Below are 17,202 nucleotides of genomic sequence, written 5' to 3'. Positions count from 1 at the left end.
GCCGGTCCCTGTGACCTTGTTACCCCGATTTCCCGCCATCGCAGCCGCAACGGCGGACGACGCGTTATCTCCGACAACCCCGCGCGACACAAGTTGCGCGCTGCCTATGCCGCGACGTGAGCGACGTACAGACGGCTGCCGCGAACCTCGCGAATGACGAACCAACCCGCATTGGGCGACTCGCCTGGCAACAGTTCGACGTCCCACTCCGCCCCGCGATACATCGCCCGCGCGCGACCATCCTGCTGCCAGGTTTCGACATGCAATTGCTGGCCGATATCGAGATTCGTGTTCGGGTCCGCCGCCGCATCGACCTTGATACCGCGCCGACCGAAGCGGCTGCGCCGCAGCAGCCAGACCGCCACGCCCGCCACCACGGCGGCAATCACCCACTGCAACGGCCAATCCACACGCAGCGTCGCCGCGATGCCGCCCGCCGCCATGCCAAGCGCCACCATCAACAGATAGAACGTTCCGCTTGCCAGCTCCAGTACCACGGTCAATCCGGCAACGCCGAACCAAAGCCAAGCCTGTTCCATCGCAACTCCCAGACACAAAAAAACCCCGGTGTGATACCGAGGTTTATAGCATGAAACCCACTGCAAGGCGTGGGCTTCCCAAAGGAAGCCGCCGCCTTTCAGTGGCGTCCGAGATGCCGCTCGGACGCCTCCCAACCTAGGCTGTCGTCAGTGGCTTTACTTCGCCAGTTTGGCGAGTTGTTGCCACGTCTCGATCACCGTATCCGGGTTGAGCGACATCGATGCAATGCCTTCCTTCGCCAGCCACTCGGCCAGATCCGGATGGTCCGACGGACCCTGACCGCAGATACCAACGTACTTGCCTTTCGACAGGCAAGCCTTGATCGCACGGCGCAGCATGAACTGCACCGCGGGGTCGCGCTCGTCGAAGTCCTTGGCGAGCAACTCCATCCCCGAATCGCGATCCAGACCCAGCGTAAGCTGCGTCAAGTCGTTCGAGCCGATCGAGAAGCCGTCGAAGTACTCGAGGAATTCGTCGGCCAGAATGGCGTTCGACGGCACCTCGCACATCATGACTAGCTTCAGACCGTTTTCGCCACGCTTCAGGCCGTAACCCGCCAGCATGCCGACCACGCGTTCCGCCTGGCCCAGCGTGCGCACGAACGGCACCATGATCTCGACGTTGGTCAGGCCCATCTCGTCGCGAACGCGCTTGAGGGCACGGCATTCCATCTCGAACGCTTCCGCGAAGTCTTCCGAGATGTAGCGCGACGCGCCGCGGAAGCCCAGCATCGGGTTCTCTTCATCCGGCTCGTAACGCGAACCGCCGATCAGCTTCTTGTACTCGTTGGACTTGAAGTCCGACAGACGCACGATGACGCTCTTCGGGTAGAACGCCGCGGCGATCGTGGCGATACCTTCGGCCAGCTTGTCGACATAGAACGCGCGCGGCGACGCATGACCACGGGCCACCGACTCGACCGCCTTCTTCAGGTCGGCATCGATGTTCGGGTACTCTAGAATCGCGCGCGGGTGCACGCCGATGTTGTTGTTGATGATGAATTCCAGACGCGCCAGACCCACGCCTTCGTTCGGCAATTGCGCGAAGTCGAAAGCGAGTTGCGGGTTGCCCACGTTCATCATGATCTTCACCGGGATCTTCGGCATTTCGCCGCGCTGGATCTCGGTCACTTCGGTCTCGAGCAGACCGTCGTAGATCTTGCCTTCGTCGCCTTCGGCGCACGATACCGTCACGAGGGCGCCGTCCTTGAGCACGTCGGTCGCGTCACCGCACCCCACGACGGCCGGCACGCCCAGCTCACGCGCGATGATCGCCGCGTGACAGGTACGGCCGCCGCGGTTCGTCACGATGGCCGAGGCCCGCTTCATCACCGGCTCCCAATTCGGGTCGGTCATGTCGGCCACCAGCACGTCGCCCGGCTGCACGCGCTCCATCTCGCTCGGATCCATGATCACGCGCACGGGACCGGCGCCGATCTTCTGACCGATGGCGCGGCCCGTGGTCAGCACCGGGGCGTCGCCCTTGAGCTTGAAACGCTGTTCGACCTTGCCGGCCGCCTGGCTCTTCACCGTCTCCGGACGCGCCTGCAGGATGTAGATCTTGCCATCCTTGCCGTCCTTGCCCCACTCGATGTCCATCGGACGACCATAGTGCTTCTCGATGATCAGCGCGAACTTCGCCAGTTCGACGCAATCGTCGTCGGTGATCGAGTAGCGGTTGCGCAGTTCCATCGGCACGTCGATCGTCTTCACGCGGCCCGGCTCGCCCGGCTGCGTGAATTCCATCTTCACGAGCTTCGAGCCCAGCGTGCGGCGGATGATCGGGTACTTGCCGGCTTGCAGCGTCGGTTTGAAGACGTAGAACTCGTCCGGGTTCACGGCGCCCTGCACCACCGTCTCGCCCAGGCCATAGCTCGACGTGATGAACACCACATCCTGGAAGCCCGACTCGGTGTCGATCGTGAACATCACGCCCGACGCGCCGCAGTCCGAACGCACCATGCGCTGCACGCCGGCCGACAGCGCGACTTCGGCGTGCGTGAAGCCCTTGTGCACGCGGTACGAGATCGCGCGGTCGTTGTAGAGCGACGCGAACACATGCTTCATGCGATCGAGTACGTCGTCGATGCCCACGACGTTCAGATAGCTTTCCTGCTGACCGGCGAACGAGGCGTCCGGCAGATCCTCGGCCGTCGCCGACGAGCGCACGGCGAACGACGCCTCCGGCTGGTCGGCCGTCAGGCGCGCGAACTGCTCGCGGATGTCCTTCTCGAGCTGCGGTTGCAGCGGCGCGTCGACGATCCATTGACGGATTTCGGCACCGGCCTGCGCGAGCGCCTTGACGTTGTCCACGTCAAGACCCTCGAGGCGCTTGGCAATACGCTCGGTCAGGTTGTTGTGCTGAAGGAACTCGCGGAACGCGTGAGACGTCGTGGCGAAACCACCCGGCACGCGCACGCCGGCGCCCGCCAGTTGGCTGATCATCTCGCCAAGCGATGCATTCTTGCCGCCGACCGACTCGACATCGGTCATGCGCAGATGCTCAAACGGCACCACGTAGGCGCCGTTGTGTGCTGCGTTAGTCATAAAAGCCCCTAAGGTAAGAAAAAAAATTCTCGGTGAATCGGCTGGGACTGACATGGGCCGATCGACCTGTTGGATAAGAAATCGCGCTTCGGCGGCGTCGGGTACCAGGGGCTAGCGCCCGACGGCCTGCGTCCGATTTCCAACGCTCTGGATTTCCCGCAACGCCCCGCCGTACAGGCCTGGCGCCGGGCCGCGCAATTGCTTATCCAACAAGTTGCCGCTATTCTACCGTGCAACGCACCATTTTGCGATTCTGCGCATGACCGACGCCGCCAATACCGGAAATTCCCCGACTGCCCCTGCCGACAACGCTGCCGCCCCGGTCAAACCGGTGTCCGCACGCCCGGTTTTCATCGTGTCCGACGGCACGGGGATCACGGCCGAAACGTTCGCGCATTCGATCCTCGCGCAATTCGAAATGCGCTTCCGTCAGATTCGCGTTCCATTCGTGGATTCCGTCGATAAAGCCTATGAAACGGCGCAACGGATCAATGAAATATATCGGACCGAGAACGTGCGGCCGATCATCTTCAGCACGCTCGTCGACGCCCGCGCCAACGAAATCCTGCGCAACTGCCAGGGGGTGATCCTGGACATGTTCCAGACGTTCATCGAACCGCTGGAACTGGAGCTCGGCCTCAAGTCGATGCACGCCATCGGCCGGGTCCACCAGAATGCCGACAGTGAAGCGTACAAGAACCGGATCGAAGCGGTGAATTTCTCACTCGCTCACGACGACGGGCAGTCCAACAAGAACCTGCAAAGCGCCGACGTGATCCTCGTGGGCGTGTCGCGCAGCGGCAAAACGCCGACGACGCTCTATCTCGCCATGCAATACGGCGTGAAGGCAGCCAACTACCCGCTGATCCCTGACGATTTCGAGCGAGAAAGACTGCCCTCCACGCTCGATCAGTACAAGGACAAGATCTTCGGCCTTTCCATCGATCCACAGCGCCTGTCGGAGATTCGCAACGAGCGCCGGCCGGGCAGCAAGTATGCGTCGCTGGAGAACTGCCGCTACGAGGTCAACGAGGCCGAGGCGATGATGCGGCGCGAAGGCATCAAGTGGCTGTCGTCGACCCACAAGTCGATCGAGGAAATCGCCACGACGATCCTCCAGGAAATCAAACTGGAGCGCGACGTCTACTGAGGACTTCGCCAAAGCAGAAGCAACAAGGGACGCCTCGAGCGTCCCTTTTCCGTTTCGGAATCTCACCATGCGCCGCAAGCGCGGACATCGACACGTTCTCACGCCAGCCGCTGGCGCACCGCTTCGAACAGACAGATGGCCGCGCACGCCGCCACGTTGAGCGACTCCATGCCGCCCGGCTGTGGAATACGGATGGGCGTCTGCACACGCTCGAGCCAGTGCGGCGACACCCCCATCCCTTCGTTGCCGAAAATCCACGCGACGGGCGCGCGCAAGTCCTGCTCGTACAGCGACGTCCTCGCCTGCAGGCTGGTGGCGATCAGCGGCACGGCCAGTCGCGGCCCCAGCGAATCCGGCGTGCAATGCTCGACGATGTTCAGCGAGAAATGCGCCCCCATGCCCGCGCGCAGCACCTTGCTCGACCAGGCGAGCGAGGTGCCCGACATGCAGTAGACATCGCGCACGCCGGCAGCGGCCGCGCTGCGCAGGATCGATCCGACGTTACCGGCGTCCTGCACGGCATCGAGGATCACGCAGTCGGCCGTTTGCGAAGCCGGCAGATGTCCCGCGGGCATCTCGACCACGAACAGCAGCGGCACGCCGTTGACCAGCGTCGAGAGCGGCTCGAACAACGCGTGCGGCAGGCACACGCGACGATCGGGCTCCACCCGCGCCCAGATCCGGGCGACCTCGTCGTTCTCGAGTGCCGATTCCGCTGCCACGCAGACGAGCGGCTGGCCGAGCGCATCGAGATACGCGTCGGCAAGATGCACGCCTTCGAGCAACGTCTGGCCGAGCTTGCGGCGTTGCTGGTTCGACTGCGCCAGTTGCTTGAGTCGCTTGTAGAACGGGTTGTCTTTGGAACTGATGAGCTTCATGACGTACGAACCCCGCGCGATACGGTCAGCGTGCCGAAGCGCTCGAACGCTTCACGCACCGGCGCAAACGACTGGCGATGGTGCGGGCTGGGCCCGTGCAAGCGCAGTGCTTCGAGATGGCGCGGCGTACCGTAACCGACGTGCTCGTTAAAGCCGTACTGCGGAAACTCGTCATGCAAGGCGATCAGTTGGCGATCGCGCGTGACCTTCGCGAGAATCGACGCCGCCGAAATCGCCGGCACCTTGTCGTCGCCCTTGATAATGGCCTCGGCACGCATCGGCAGCTTCGGGCAGCGATTGCCATCGATCAGTGCGAGCGTCGGCACGCGCGAAAGGCCGTTTACGGCACGCTGCATGGCGAGCATCGTCGCGTGCAGGATGTTGAGCGAGTCGATCTCCGCCACGCTCGCTTCGGCAACGCAAAACGCCAGCGCCCGCTCGACGATTTCCTCGTACAACGCCTCGCGGCGCTGCGGGGTGAGTTTCTTCGAATCGGCCAGCCCTTTGATGGGGCGCGCCGGATCCAGGATGACGGCGGCCGTCACCACCGGCCCCGCCAGCGGTCCTCGCCCGACTTCGTCCACGCCGCAGGTGAGATCGGCCGCCACGTCGGCGAACAGGTCGAACGCCATTTGCGGCAACGTCGCCTTGGTGGCGCGCGCACGCGGCTTTGCGGCAGCAGGCGTCGCGCCCTCGCCCATGACGTTGCGAGGCGTGCGGCGGACTTTCACTTCGTCGCTCATATCCGCCCCTTCTCGCGCAGCACGCGCTCGATGACCTCGGCCGAGCGCGCCGCCGTGTTCTGGCGCAGTTGCTCGTGAACCTTCGTGAAACGCGCCTGCAGCGACTCCCGCAAGGCGGGATCGGTCAACTGCTGCCAGACGGCATCCGCCAGCGCCTCGGGCGTCGCAAAATGCTGAAGCAGTTCCGGCACGACGAATTCGCCAGACAGGATGTTGGGCAACCCGACGTACGGCAGATATCCCTGACGCTTCATGATCTGCGCGGTGAGCCAGGGCACTTTGTACGAAATCACCATCGGCTTCTTGTACAGCGCCGCTTCGAGCGTTGCCGTACCACTCGCGAGCAGCACGCTGTCGGCGGCTTCGAGCGCGAGCGGCGCCTGGCCGTCGATCACCGTCAGATTGAGGTCGCCATGGGCGTCGAAGATCGGCTGCATCATCGCGTGCAAGCGCGGCGTGGCCGCCGGCAGCACGAAACGGATCGACGGTTCGCGCTTGGCGAGCAGACGCATCGCGGCAAAGAAGACCGGGGTGAGGCGCTGCACCTCCGACGTCCGACTGCCCGGCAGAATGGCGACCACTGGCCCGTTGCCAGACAGCGCCAGCTTCGCACGCGCGCCGCTCACGTCAGGCACCATCGGAATCTTGTCCGCCATCGGGTGACCGACGAACGTGGCGTCGATCCCCGCACGATGATAGATCTCCGGCTCGAACGGGAACAGGCAGAGCATGTGATCGACCGCGCGCTTGATCTTTTTGATGCGCCCGCCGCGCCATGCCCAGATCGACGGACTCACGAAGTGAATCGTGGGCACACCCGCCTCACGCAGCTTGATCTCGAGATCGAAGTTGAAATCGGGAGCGTCAAAGCCGACGAATGCCAGCGGCTTGTCGGCCAGCCAGCGTTCGCGGAGCTGCTTGCGGATCGAGAGGATCTCGCGCAGATGCTTGATGACTTCGACATAGCCCATGACCGAGAGCTTGTCGATCGGGAAGTCGGCCTCGAAGCCCTCTTCCGCCATGTGCGGACCGCCGACACCCGTGTATGCGATGTCGGACGGCAGGCTCTGCTTGAGGCCGGCAAGGACGTTGCCTGCAATGAGATCGCCGGACAGTTCCCCGGCCACCATCGCCAGGGTTCGCTGGCCGGCGCCGGGAAGGGTCGGCGACATAGGTCAGCGCACGATACCGCGCGTGCTGGTGTTGAGGAAATCGAGCAGCGTACGCACGGCGTCGAAGACGTCGGAAGCGCCGGCATTGCCGAACGCCTCGATCTGCACCTTGGCTTCGTCGAGCGTAAGTCCGCTCTTGTAGAGCAGCTTGTAGGCGTGACGCAGTGCGGTGATCGCTTCGGCCGTGAAGTTGCGGCGACGCAGACCTTCGACGTTGATACCGTACGGCACCGCACGGTCGCCCGACGCGATGACGAACGGCGGCACGTCCTGCACGAGTACCGACGCACCACCGACCATCGAGTGCGCACCGATGCGCACGAACTGGTGCACGCCCGTCATGCCGCCGATGATCGCCCAGTCACCGACGTTGACGTGACCGGCCAACTGCGCATTGCTGGAAAACACCGTGTGGTTGCCCACGTGGCAATCGTGTGCGATATGCACATACGCCATGATCCAGTTGTCGTCGCCGACGCTGGTCAGGCCGCCGTCCTGCACCGTACCGGTGTGGATCGTCGTGAATTCGCGGATCGTGTTGCGGTCGCCGATGACGAGCCGGGTCGGCTCGCCTGCGTACTTCATATCCTGCGGGCTGCCGCCGATCGACGCGAACGGGCCGATCTTGTTGCCCTCGCCCAGCGTCGTATGACCGTCGACAACGGTGTGCGAAAGAATCTGTGTCCCGGCGCCGAGCGTGACGTTCGGCCCGACGATCGCATACGGACCAACGACAACGCCGTCGGCCAGTTGCGCGTTCCGATCGACGACCGCGGTGGGATGAATATTCGTCATGAGCGTCTCGGTTCCGGTTATTCGCCGTTCTTCTTGACCATGCACATGAACTCGGCTTCCGCCGCGATCTCGCCTTCCACCAGAGCCTTGCCCTTGAACTTGAAGAACCCGCGACGTTCGCTCAGGAAATCGATGTCGAGCACGATCTGATCGCCCGGTTCGACAGGACGCCTGAAGCGGACGTTCTCGATGCCCACGAAATAGTAGAGCGTGTTTTCGTCGTGCACCGGCTCTTCGGAGAACGTCAGCAATGCGGCGGCCTGCGCCATCGCTTCGATGATCAGCACACCCGGCATGACCGGACGCTGCGGATAATGCCCCGTGAAGTACGGCTCATTGATCGTGACGTTCTTGATGACCTTGATGTTCTTGTGCGGCTCCAGTCCGATCACGCGGTCCACCATCAGCATCGGATACCGATGCGGCAGCAGCTTCATGATCTTGTGGATGTCGATATTGATAGTGGTCTCGCTCATTTGTCTTGCAGGTCTTTGACCTTCGCTTCAAGTTGACGCACACGATCGCGCATCTTGTCCAGATTGCGCATGATCGCCGCGTTTTTGTTCCATTCGGCGTTCGGAATCGCCGGAAACGCGCTCGTATACGTGCCCGGACCGGGGATCGACTTCGAGACCCCCGATTTAGCCGTCACGATGACCCGGTCGCCGATGGTCACATGCCCGGCCACGCCCACGGCACCGCCCAGCATGCAGAACTTCCCGATGGTACTGCTGCCGGCAACGCCCGTACAGGCGGCAATCACGGTATAGGCGCCGACACGCACGTTGTGTGCGATCTGCACCTGGTTGTCGATCTTGCAGCCGCGCTCGATCACCGTATCGGCCATCGCACCGCGGTCGATGGAGGTCGAGGCGCCGATCTCCACGTCGTCCTCGATCACGGCACGGCCGACTTGCGGAATCTTCACCCACTCGCCGCCCGTGGCCGAGAAGTCCGGCGCGAAGCCGAACCCGTCGGAGCCGATCACCGCGCCCGCGTGAATCACGCAACGCGCGCCGATCACGCTCGTGTGATAGATCGTGACGTTCGGATAGACGAGCACGTCGTCGCCCAACGTGGTGCCGCGACCAACGAAGACGTTGGCCATCAGACGCACGCGCTCGCCCAGACGCACGCCCGCCTCGATGACGACGTTCGGGCCGATCACGCAGGATGCCGGCACGACAGCCGTCGCGTCGACCACAGCGCTCGGATGAACCCCGGGCGCGGACACTGGTGCGGCCGCCTGCGCGAACATCTGCGCCACACGGGCGAAATACGCGTAAGGATTCGGCGCGATGATCCAGGTGCGGCCGTCGTGCGACGGCAGCTTATCGAAATCGGCCTTGGAGAGAATCACCGCCGCCGCGCCCGACTTGGGCACTTCGGCGAGATACAGCGGATTGGACAGGAATGCGAGTTGACGGGCTCCGGCGCGGTCCAGCGGCGCGAGGCCCTCGACCGTCACCTCACCGTCGCCCACCAGATCTCCGCCGAAGCGGGCCACCAGTTGAGCCATTGAAACCGACAGTGTCCCCGACATGGAAGACGCCCCCGTCACTTGCCGCTGCCCGAACCGCCGTTCAGGGTCTTGAGCACCTTATCGGTGATGTCGATACGCGGGCTCACGTAGACTGCTTCCTGCACGATGAGATCGTACTTTTCGGTCTCGGCAATTTGCTTGATGACGCGGTTGGCGCGGTCGAGCACGGCGGCGAGTTCTTCGTTGCGACGCTGGTTCAGGTCTTCACGGAACTCGCGCTGCTTGCGCTGGAACTCGGTGTCGGCCGCAGCCAGATCACGCTGACGCTTGGCGCGCTCGGCATCGGACAACGTGGGATTGTCCTTGTCGAGCTTGTCCGACATCGCCTTGAGACGTTGCGCCATGCTCTGCAGATCCGCATCCCGCTTGGAGAACTCGGCTTCGAGCTTGGCTTGGGCCGCCTTGGCCGGTGCAGAATCGCGCAGAATGCGATCCGAATTGACCGCGGCGATGCGCGCATCCTGAGCCGTGGCGGCAAACGCCACACCGGCCAGCAACGCCGCGGCGAGGCCGCGCAGGCAATGCTTACGGATACCGTTCAATGTATTACCCCTTACAACAATGATTCATGCGGAACCCGTCGGTGCACCGTCGTCAGAACGACGTACCGACCTGGAACTGGAATTTCTGGTACTGGTCGCCCGTCTTCTTGACGAGCGGGAAACCCATCGAGAGCTTGAGCGGGCCGATCGGCGAAATCCATGACAGGCCGAAACCATAAGAATAGCGCAGGTTATTGACGGTAATCGCCTGGCCGTTGTCGAACACGTTACCACCGTCGAAGAACGTGAAGATGCGCAGCGTGCGATCGTAACCCGTGCCCGGCAGCGGGAACGTCAGTTCGATGTTACCGATCAGCTTCGAGGCGCCGCCCAGCGGTTCGCCGTTCGTATCCCGCGGACCCAGCGAGCTCGGCTCATAACCACGCACCGAACCGATACCGCCCGCGAAGTAGTTCTTGAAGATCGGGAACGGCTGACCGCCCAACCCGTGACCGTAGCCCACTTCGCCGTTCAGTGCCAGCGTGAAACCGCGGCTCACCGGATAGTAGTACTGGTGCTGGTAGTAGGCACGGAAGTACTTGGTCGTCCCGATCGGCGTGCCGACTTCCAGGTTGGCCTGCTGATAATGACCGCGGTTCGGGATCAGCGCGCTGTCGCGCGAGTCGCGCGACCAGCCGATCGTGAGCGGATAGTTGTTGCTGACATAACCGAACTGCTTCGCGTAGTCGACGTAGCGCTGCGGCGTGGTGCCGTCGCTCGTCAGGTGCAGACGCGTCTGTTCGAAGCCCAGACCGAAGAAGACCGTGTCGACTTCCGAGAACGGCACACCGAACTTGAGGTTGCCACCCAGCGTGTTGATACGGAAGTCCGAGTCGCTCGTGAGCAGCAGCGGCTGGTACGTACGGTAGTAGACGTCGGTGATGCGGCTCACGCCGTCGACCGTGAAGTACGGGTCGACTTGCGTGACCGCCAACGTACGGTAGGTCTTACCGGTGTTCACGTTCACCGACAGCGACGTGCCCGACCCAAACACGTTGTCCTGGCTGATACCGGCCTGCAGCACGACCTTGTCGGTCGACGAGAAGCCGGCACCGACGTTGATCGTACCCGTCGGCTTTTCTTCCACCTTCACCTGGAGGTCGACCTGATCGTTCGACCCGGCCACCGGCTCGGTCGTCACGTTCACGTCGGTGAAGTAGCCGAGACGATTGATACGGTCCTGCGAGAGCTTGAGACGGTCGGCGTCGTACCACGAGCTCTCGAGCTGGCGCAGTTCGCGGCGAATCACTTCGTCGCGCGTGCGGGAGTTGCCCACGATGTTGATCTTGCGGACGTACACGCGGCGGCCCGGATCGATCGTCATCGTCAAGGCCACCGTGTGGTTGTTGCGATCGATCGTCGGCTGGGCGTTCACATTGGCGAACGCAAAGCCGTAGTTGCCGAGCAGATCGGAAATCGCCTTGGTGCTCGCCTGCAGCTTGGCGGCGGAGAACGTGTCGCCGGCCTTCAGTTGCACGAGCTTCTGGATGTCGTCCTGCTTGCCGAGCATCTCGCCGGTGAGCTTGACGTCCGAAACCTTGTACGGCTCGCCTTCGTGCAGGTTGATGGTCAGGAACATCTGATCCTTGTCCGGCGTGATCGAGACGTCGGTGGAGTCGATGTTGAATTCCAGATAGCCACGGTTCAGATAGAACGAACGCAGCTTTTCCAGATCGCCGGTGAGCTTGTCCTTGGAGTACAGATCGTTCTTCGAGTACCACGACAGCCAGTTGGGCGTACCGAGCTCCATTTCAGACATCAGGTCCGACGAGGAGAACGCCTTGTTGCCGACGAAGTTGATCTGCTGGATCGTTGCCTTCGGGCCTTCCGTCACCGCGAACTGAATGCCCACGCGGTTGCGCTCGAGCGGTGTGACCGTCGTCTTCACCTCGGCAGCATAGTAACCGCGCGTGAGATATTGACGCTTGAGTTCCTGCTCCGACTTGTCGAGCAGGTTGCGGTCGAAGGTGCGACCTTCGGTCAGGCCGACCGAACGCAGAGCCTTTTTCAAACCGTCCTTGTCGAATTCCTTGATGCCGAGGAAGTCGATGCTCGCGATCGCGGGACGCTCGTTGACGTGCACCACCAGCACGCTGCCTTGCGCTTCAACGCTCACGTCCGAGAACAGGCCCGTTGCATAAAGGGCACGAATTGCTTCGGTGCCCTTATCGTCGTTGAACTTGTCACCCGGCTTGACCGGCAGGTAGGAGAACACCGTGCCCGGCTCGATGCGCTGCAAGCCCTCCACTCGGATATCCTTGACCACGAACGGCTCGACGGCGCGCGCCAGGAAACTGTGTGCCGCCAGAACCGCAATCACCAGGGTCTTCGGAACAAGGTGGTATTTATTCGACAACTTGCTTCCCCAAGAAACAATTGAATCGTAAAAACTCGGATTTGCCTGCGACCGGCAGGCGCGTGACGCTGTCTAGTGCAGCAACTTCGACAGGTCGTTGAAAAGTGCTACGGCAGAGAGCGCGAGGATGCAAACGATGCCCACTCGTTGCAGCGCGCCCTGCCAGCGCTCGGAAACTGCCCGACCGGTAATCGCTTCGACCGCATAATATAACAGATAGCCACCGTCCAGAACCGGAATCGGCAACAGATTCAATACGCCCAGACTAATGCTGACAAGCGCCAGAAAGGCGACGAAATAATCGAGACCCAGCCGCGCCGAACGCCCGGCATAGTCGGCAATCGTGACCGGACCGCTCAGATTTTTGAGCGACGCCTGGCCGGTGATCATCTTGCCGAACATGCGCACGCTGAAGGCGGTCACGTCCCAGGTGCGCTGCGCGCCGCGACCGATCGCCTCGAACAAGCCATAACGCACCGTTACCGAGTCGATCTGGCTCGCAAGCGCCGCGCCGATCTTGCCCACGCGCGCCCCGGCTGCCGCACCCTGGCCCGCCGCATCGACTTCCGCGCTCGGCGTGAGCGTCACGTTGCGAACACCGCCATCACGGCGCACCGTGAGCGTCATGGGCTTGCCGGGATGGGCGCGCACGGCATCCACCAGCGCCTTGGCCGACGTGAGCGGACTGCCATCGACCGCCGTGATTTCATCGCCGACGCGCAACCCGGCCTTCTCGGCCACGCCCCCGGGCGTCAACTGCCCGACCTTGACGCGCGCCGAGGGCACCAGCCCCAGACGCTGCATGAAATCCTGATCGCCGTCGGCGTCGAGGTGCTGACCGGCGGCGTCCAGCGTGTATTCGGCCCGGCCGTCGCGCGTGCGCGCCACGAGCGTGACACGCTGCCCCTCGATCATCGGATCGACGAGTCGCCAGCGCAGATCCTCCCACGAACGCACCGGCGCTTCATCGCCGACGGCGGCATCGGGACCGTTGCCATTCTCGCGAACCCCGGTAATGACCTCTCCTCCGGATAGCCCCGCGCGTGCGGCCAGCGTTCCCGCAGCTGGCGGCGCAACGCGCGCGACCGGCTCGGTCACACCCGCGAGATTCAGGCCGGCGTACAGTGCAATGGCAAGCAGGAAGTTGGCGATCGGCCCGGCCGCCACGATGGCGAAGCGCTTGTAGACCGACTGACGGTTGAAAGCGCGATCCCGGTCCTCGGGGGCGACGATCTGCGTCTCGTCGCGCTCGTCGAGCATGCGAACGTAGCCGCCCAGCGGCAATGCGCAAACCGTCCATTCGGTGCGGTCTCTCCCCATCGTCCACTTGAGCAGCGGCGCTCCGAACCCCACCGAGAAGCGCAACACCTTCACGCCGCAAAGCCGTGCCACCGTGTAGTGGCCCAGTTCATGGAACACCACCAGCACGCCAATGGCGACGGCGAAAGCAAGCAGCGTGGTCAGCAGATTCATGAACGAGATCGGGCCCCGGAGACGTTACGACATGGGCGCGGCGTCAGGAAAACGCCGGCGCGGGCAATTTGGCGACGATGCCGGTCGCCAGTTCGCGGGCACGACGATCGGCTTCGAGCACGACGTCAAGCGACGTGGCCTCGCCCACCGGCACGGCGTCGAGTACCTGCTCGACCACCTGCGCGATGGCCGTGAAGCGGATTCGCCCTTCGAGGAAGGCCGCGACGGCGACTTCGTTGGCCGCATTGAGCAACGCCCCCGCCGTGCCGCCGCGATGCAGCGTATCGAACGCCAGACGCAGGCACGGAAAACGACGCAGATCCGGTGCTTCGAAAGTCAGACGCGCGATGTCCGCAAGATTGAGACTCGGCACGCCCGACGTCACCCGATCGGGGAACGCCAGCGCGTGCGCGATCGGTGTACGCATGTCGGGGTTGCCAAGCTGGGCGAGCGTGGAGCCGTCCGTGTACGTGACCATCGAATGAATCACGCTTTGCGGATGGATCAGGACTTCGATCTTCTCGGGCGGCATGTTGAACAGCCAGTGGGCCTCGATGACTTCCAGCCCCTTGTTCATCATGCTCGCCGAGTCGACCGAGATCTTGCGGCCCATGACCCAGTTCGGGTGTGCGCACGCTTCGTCAGGCGTCACATTTTCCAGCGACGCCAACTCGCGCTCGCGGAACGGACCGCCGGACGCGGTCAGCACGAGCTTCTCCACGCCGTGCGTGGCAATCCGGCTCTCGCCGGCAACCTGCGGCAGGCATTGAAAAATGGCGTTGTGCTCACTGTCGAGCGGCAGCAGCGTCGCGCCGGCGCGCTCGGCCGTTGCCATGAACAGCGCCCCCGAGAGCACGAGCGATTCCTTATTCGCCAGCAAAATACGCTTGCCCGCGCGAGCGGCGGCGAGCGTCGACTGAAGGCCGGCGGCGCCGACGATCGCCGCCACGACGGTCGTGGCTTGCGACGCTTCGGCGACGTCCACCAACGCCTGGGGACCGTACGCGACCTCGATCTTCAGTCCGGCCTCGGCCAGACGCGCTGCCAGCGAACGAGCCCCGTCGGCATCGGCAACCACGGCCACCTGCGGACGATGCGCGACGCATTGTTCGAACAGGCGATCCAGATTGCGGTGCGCCGAAAGCGCATAAACGGTGAACCGGTCGGGATGTCGGCCAACGACATCGAGCGTGCTGACGCCGATGGAGCCAGTGGAGCCGAGAATGGAGAGACGTTGCGACATGATCAGACGAAGAGCAGAGCCAACGGGAGCACCGGGAGCAATGCGTCGATTCTGTCGAGCACGCCTCCGTGGCCGGGCAGCAGCGCGCTGGAATCCTTCACGCCGGCCTGCCGTTTGAGTTGAGATTCGAACAGGTCGCCCACGACCGAGAACGCCACCAGCAGCGTGAGCGCCAGAACGCCGAGAGCCAGTCCAAGCGTGCTGGCGAGATGGGAGACGATGGTCGGCGCCTGCAGACCGCTCGCCAGCACGACTGCGGCGACCACCAGCACGAGCAGCCATCCGCCGATCGCGCCTTCCCACGACTTGCCGGGACTGATGGACGGCGCCAGCTTGCGACGCCCGAAGGCGCGCCCGGCAAAGTAGGCGCCGGTATCGGCCAGCCAAACGATCACGAGCACCGACAACAGGAATGCCACGCCGCGTTCGCGTGCCAGGCACAACGCCTGCCATGCCGCGATCAGCAGCACCGGGCCGGCGACGAGCAACAGACCGCGCCAGGCGCCCTTCGTCGCAGGTTTGCGCATCAAGGTGTAAGGTCCCGCAAGCAGCCAGAAAATGGCCGCGGGCTTGAGCCAGAGGCCCGAGAAAGTCCAGCCGCCACCCCACGTGAGACCGACGCCCAGCAGCGCGAGCGCACCGTAGAAAACCGCGCCGGCACCGTTAAGTCCGACCAGCCGCCCCCACTCCCAGCCCGCCGCTGCAACGATGACGGCCGCGAGCAATGCGAACTGCGCCGGCGTACCGACGAAGATCACAGGCAACAGAATGGCGAGAAGTACGACAGCGGTAATGACGCGTGTCTTGAGCATCAGGCGGATTGTCCTGAGGGGTTCTGGACTTGCGCACTGGTACGACCGAAACGGCGTTCGCGTTGCTGAAACTCGGCGATCGCCCGCTTGAGCGTTTCGGCGTTGAAGTCCGGCCAGAATTCTTCGGTGAAATACAGTTCAGTGTACGCCAGTTGCCAAAGCAGAAAATTACTGATCCGCTGGTCGCCGCCGGTACGGATAAACAGATCGGGCTCCGGCGCGTAGGCCATGCTCAGATAAGGAGCGAGATCCTCCTCGCTGAACGCCTGTTCCAGCGCCGCGCCCCCGCCCTGCGCAACGCGTGCGGCAGCGAGCTTCCGAGCAGCCTGCAGAATGTCCCAGCGTCCACCATAGTTGGCGGCGATGGTAAGCGTGAGGCCCTTGTTGTCTTGCGTGCGCTCTTCGGCACGCTGGACGAGCTCCTGAATGCGCGGCTCGAACGCTTCGAGCGCGCCGATGACGCGTAGACGGATGCCATTGCTGTGCAGCTTGCCCACTTCGCGCTCCAGCGCGAGGATGAAGAGCTGCATCAGCGTCGAGACCTCGTCCTGCGGGCGTCGCCAGTTCTCCGAACTGAACGCGAACAGGGTCAGGTACTCGACGCCGAGCTCGGCACACGCCGTCACCGCTTCGCGCACGGCGTCGACGCCGCGCTTGTGTCCCGCTACGCGCGGCAATTTACGACTGGTAGCCCAACGCCCGTTGCCATCCATAACGATGGCGACGTGGCGTGGGATGCTCGCTGTCTCGGGAACGGTGAGCATAGAGCTGAGAAAACCCATTGAGATACGGCGCGGAAGTCGCAAAAGTCGGCGAGAGTCTTACGGTGAGTGCCCCAGGCCCTCAGACCGTCATGATCTCGGCGTCCTTCTGCTGCACGAGCTTGTCGATTTCCGCGACAAACTTGTCCGTGAGCTTCTGCACGTCGTCGCTGCCACGGCGCTCGTCGTCTTCGGACGCTTCCTTGTCCTTGACCAGCTTCTTGAGCTGCTCGTTGGCATCGCGGCGCAGGTTGCGCACGGCAACCTTGGCGTTTTCGCCTTCCGACTTAACCAGCTTGGTCAGCTCACGACGCCGCTCTTCGGTCAGCATGGGCATCGGCACGCGGATCAGATCGCCCTGCGTGGCCGGGTTCAGACCGAGGTCCGATTCGCGGATCGCTTTCTCGACAGCGGCAACCATCTTCTTTTCCCACGGCTGCACGCCAATCGTGCGGCCATCGACGAGGTTGATGTTGGCCACCTGCGAGATGGGCACCATCGAGCCGTAGTAGTCGACCTGCACGTGATCGAGCAAGCCGGTGTGCGCGCGACCGGTACGAATCTTCGCCAGGTTGTTCTTGAACGATTCGATCGAGCTTTGCATTTTTTGCTCGACATTCTTCTTGATGTCAGCAACGGTCATGACAA

16 protein-coding genes are annotated in these 17,202 nt (G+C 63.3%); 1 reads left to right on the top strand and 15 read right to left on the bottom strand.

Features of this window, described 5'->3' with window-relative positions:
- Positions 1 to 104: 104 nt before the first annotated feature.
- Both RO07_RS11555 and ppsA read right to left on the bottom strand, forming a co-directional pair.
- Positions 105 to 539 (bottom strand): NfeD family protein, encoded by a 435-nt coding sequence (locus RO07_RS11555; protein ID WP_039410846.1) that lies wholly within the window; start codon positions 537 to 539, stop codon positions 105 to 107.
- Between the two features lie 156 nt (positions 540 to 695).
- Positions 696 to 3,086, bottom strand: a complete 2,391-nt coding sequence (gene ppsA / locus RO07_RS11550; RefSeq protein ID WP_039410845.1) for a phosphoenolpyruvate synthase — start codon at positions 3,084 to 3,086, stop codon at positions 696 to 698.
- A 259-nt stretch (positions 3,087 to 3,345) separates the two neighbouring features.
- Between ppsA and ppsR the strand changes: the two genes are divergently transcribed.
- On the top strand, positions 3,346 to 4,236 hold the full coding sequence (gene ppsR, locus RO07_RS11545; protein ID WP_084072843.1) for a posphoenolpyruvate synthetase regulatory kinase/phosphorylase PpsR: 891 nt from the start codon (positions 3,346 to 3,348) through the stop codon (positions 4,234 to 4,236).
- 98 nt (positions 4,237 to 4,334) lie between these two features.
- On the opposite strand, the gene RO07_RS11540 is transcribed toward ppsR, so the two are convergent.
- The 13 genes from RO07_RS11540 to frr form a co-directional block, all read right to left on the bottom strand.
- On the bottom strand, positions 4,335 to 5,114 hold the full coding sequence (locus RO07_RS11540; protein ID WP_039410842.1) for a TrmH family RNA methyltransferase: 780 nt from the start codon (positions 5,112 to 5,114) through the stop codon (positions 4,335 to 4,337).
- Positions 5,111 to 5,815 carry a ribonuclease HII gene (gene rnhB, locus RO07_RS11535; protein WP_418303721.1) on the bottom strand — a complete coding sequence of 235 codons (705 nt, stop codon included), beginning with the start codon at positions 5,813 to 5,815 and terminating at the stop codon, positions 5,111 to 5,113. Before rnhB ends, RO07_RS11540 begins: the two co-directional genes overlap by 4 nt.
- A 38-nt stretch (positions 5,816 to 5,853) precedes the next feature.
- A complete protein-coding gene (lpxB, locus tag RO07_RS11530) occupies positions 5,854 to 7,029 on the bottom strand; it encodes a lipid-A-disaccharide synthase (protein WP_039410838.1) in 1,176 nt (391 codons plus the stop codon).
- A 3-nt stretch (positions 7,030 to 7,032) separates the two neighbouring features.
- Positions 7,033 to 7,824: an acyl-ACP--UDP-N-acetylglucosamine O-acyltransferase gene (lpxA, locus tag RO07_RS11525; RefSeq protein ID WP_039410837.1), complete on the bottom strand. Its 792-nt coding sequence runs from the start codon at positions 7,822 to 7,824 to the stop codon at positions 7,033 to 7,035.
- Between the two features lie 17 nt (positions 7,825 to 7,841).
- Positions 7,842 to 8,300 carry a 3-hydroxyacyl-ACP dehydratase FabZ gene (gene fabZ, locus RO07_RS11520; protein WP_039410835.1) on the bottom strand — a complete coding sequence of 153 codons (459 nt, stop codon included), beginning with the start codon at positions 8,298 to 8,300 and terminating at the stop codon, positions 7,842 to 7,844.
- A complete protein-coding gene (lpxD, locus tag RO07_RS11515) occupies positions 8,297 to 9,355 on the bottom strand; it encodes a UDP-3-O-(3-hydroxymyristoyl)glucosamine N-acyltransferase (protein ID WP_039415157.1) in 1,059 nt (352 codons plus the stop codon). Before lpxD ends, fabZ begins: the two co-directional genes overlap by 4 nt.
- A gap of 26 nt (positions 9,356 to 9,381) precedes the next feature.
- Positions 9,382 to 9,909, bottom strand: coding sequence for an OmpH/Skp family outer membrane protein (locus RO07_RS11510; protein WP_115088829.1), 528 nt, complete (start codon positions 9,907 to 9,909; stop codon positions 9,382 to 9,384).
- Between the two features lie 52 nt (positions 9,910 to 9,961).
- Complete coding sequence (gene bamA / locus RO07_RS11505) at positions 9,962 to 12,265, bottom strand: outer membrane protein assembly factor BamA (RefSeq protein ID WP_039410834.1); 2,304 nt, start codon at positions 12,263 to 12,265, stop codon at positions 9,962 to 9,964.
- Between the two features lie 72 nt (positions 12,266 to 12,337).
- The gene (gene rseP / locus RO07_RS11500) at positions 12,338 to 13,738 is read right to left on the bottom strand and encodes an RIP metalloprotease RseP (protein ID WP_039410832.1); all 1,401 of its coding nucleotides are present in this window, start codon (positions 13,736 to 13,738) and stop codon (positions 12,338 to 12,340) included.
- 43 nt (positions 13,739 to 13,781) lie between these two features.
- Positions 13,782 to 14,981 (bottom strand): 1-deoxy-D-xylulose-5-phosphate reductoisomerase, encoded by a 1,200-nt coding sequence (ispC, locus tag RO07_RS11495; RefSeq protein WP_039410830.1) that lies wholly within the window; start codon positions 14,979 to 14,981, stop codon positions 13,782 to 13,784.
- 2 nt (positions 14,982 to 14,983) lie between these two features.
- Positions 14,984 to 15,793 (bottom strand): phosphatidate cytidylyltransferase, encoded by an 810-nt coding sequence (locus RO07_RS11490; RefSeq protein WP_039410828.1) that lies wholly within the window; start codon positions 15,791 to 15,793, stop codon positions 14,984 to 14,986.
- Positions 15,793 to 16,575: a polyprenyl diphosphate synthase gene (gene uppS, locus RO07_RS11485; RefSeq protein WP_039410826.1), complete on the bottom strand. Its 783-nt coding sequence runs from the start codon at positions 16,573 to 16,575 to the stop codon at positions 15,793 to 15,795. Before uppS ends, RO07_RS11490 begins: the two co-directional genes overlap by 1 nt.
- Positions 16,576 to 16,636: 61 nt before the next feature.
- Entirely contained in the window at positions 16,637 to 17,197 is a 561-nt protein-coding gene (gene frr / locus RO07_RS11480; RefSeq protein WP_039410824.1) for a ribosome recycling factor, read from the bottom strand.
- Positions 17,198 to 17,202 lie beyond the last annotated feature (5 nt).

The sequence above is a fragment of the Pandoraea pulmonicola genome, assembly GCF_000815105.2.
GTDB classification, from domain to species: Bacteria; Pseudomonadota; Gammaproteobacteria; order Burkholderiales; family Burkholderiaceae; genus Pandoraea; species Pandoraea pulmonicola.
The sequence above is the reverse complement of the archived record's forward strand: the minus strand, read 5'-3'. Positions and strand labels throughout refer to the sequence as shown.

What these genes read in the sequence shown, in the direction of transcription:
- fabZ (WP_039410835.1), bottom strand. Translation starts at nt 8,300, where the DNA reads ATGAGCGAGACCACTATCAATATCGACATCCACAAGATCATGAAGCTG.
- rnhB (WP_418303721.1), bottom strand. Translation starts at nt 5,815, where the DNA reads ATGGGCGAGGGCGCGACGCCTGCTGCCGCAAAGCCGCGTGCGCGCGCC.
- rseP (WP_039410832.1), bottom strand. Translation starts at nt 13,738, where the DNA reads ATGAATCTGCTGACCACGCTGCTTGCTTTCGCCGTCGCCATTGGCGTG.
- RO07_RS11490 (WP_039410828.1), bottom strand. Translation starts at nt 15,793, where the DNA reads ATGCTCAAGACACGCGTCATTACCGCTGTCGTACTTCTCGCCATTCTG.
- frr (WP_039410824.1), bottom strand. Translation starts at nt 17,197, where the DNA reads ATGACCGTTGCTGACATCAAGAAGAATGTCGAGCAAAAAATGCAAAGC.
- uppS (WP_039410826.1), bottom strand. Translation starts at nt 16,575, where the DNA reads ATGGGTTTTCTCAGCTCTATGCTCACCGTTCCCGAGACAGCGAGCATC.
- ispC (WP_039410830.1), bottom strand. Translation starts at nt 14,981, where the DNA reads ATGTCGCAACGTCTCTCCATTCTCGGCTCCACTGGCTCCATCGGCGTC.
- ppsA (WP_039410845.1), bottom strand. Translation starts at nt 3,086, where the DNA reads ATGACTAACGCAGCACACAACGGCGCCTACGTGGTGCCGTTTGAGCAT.
- lpxA (WP_039410837.1), bottom strand. Translation starts at nt 7,824, where the DNA reads ATGACGAATATTCATCCCACCGCGGTCGTCGATCGGAACGCGCAACTG.
- ppsR (WP_084072843.1), top strand. Translation starts at nt 3,346, where the DNA reads ATGACCGACGCCGCCAATACCGGAAATTCCCCGACTGCCCCTGCCGAC.
- RO07_RS11555 (WP_039410846.1), bottom strand. Translation starts at nt 539, where the DNA reads ATGGAACAGGCTTGGCTTTGGTTCGGCGTTGCCGGATTGACCGTGGTA.
- RO07_RS11540 (WP_039410842.1), bottom strand. Translation starts at nt 5,114, where the DNA reads ATGAAGCTCATCAGTTCCAAAGACAACCCGTTCTACAAGCGACTCAAG.
- lpxB (WP_039410838.1), bottom strand. Translation starts at nt 7,029, where the DNA reads ATGTCGCCGACCCTTCCCGGCGCCGGCCAGCGAACCCTGGCGATGGTG.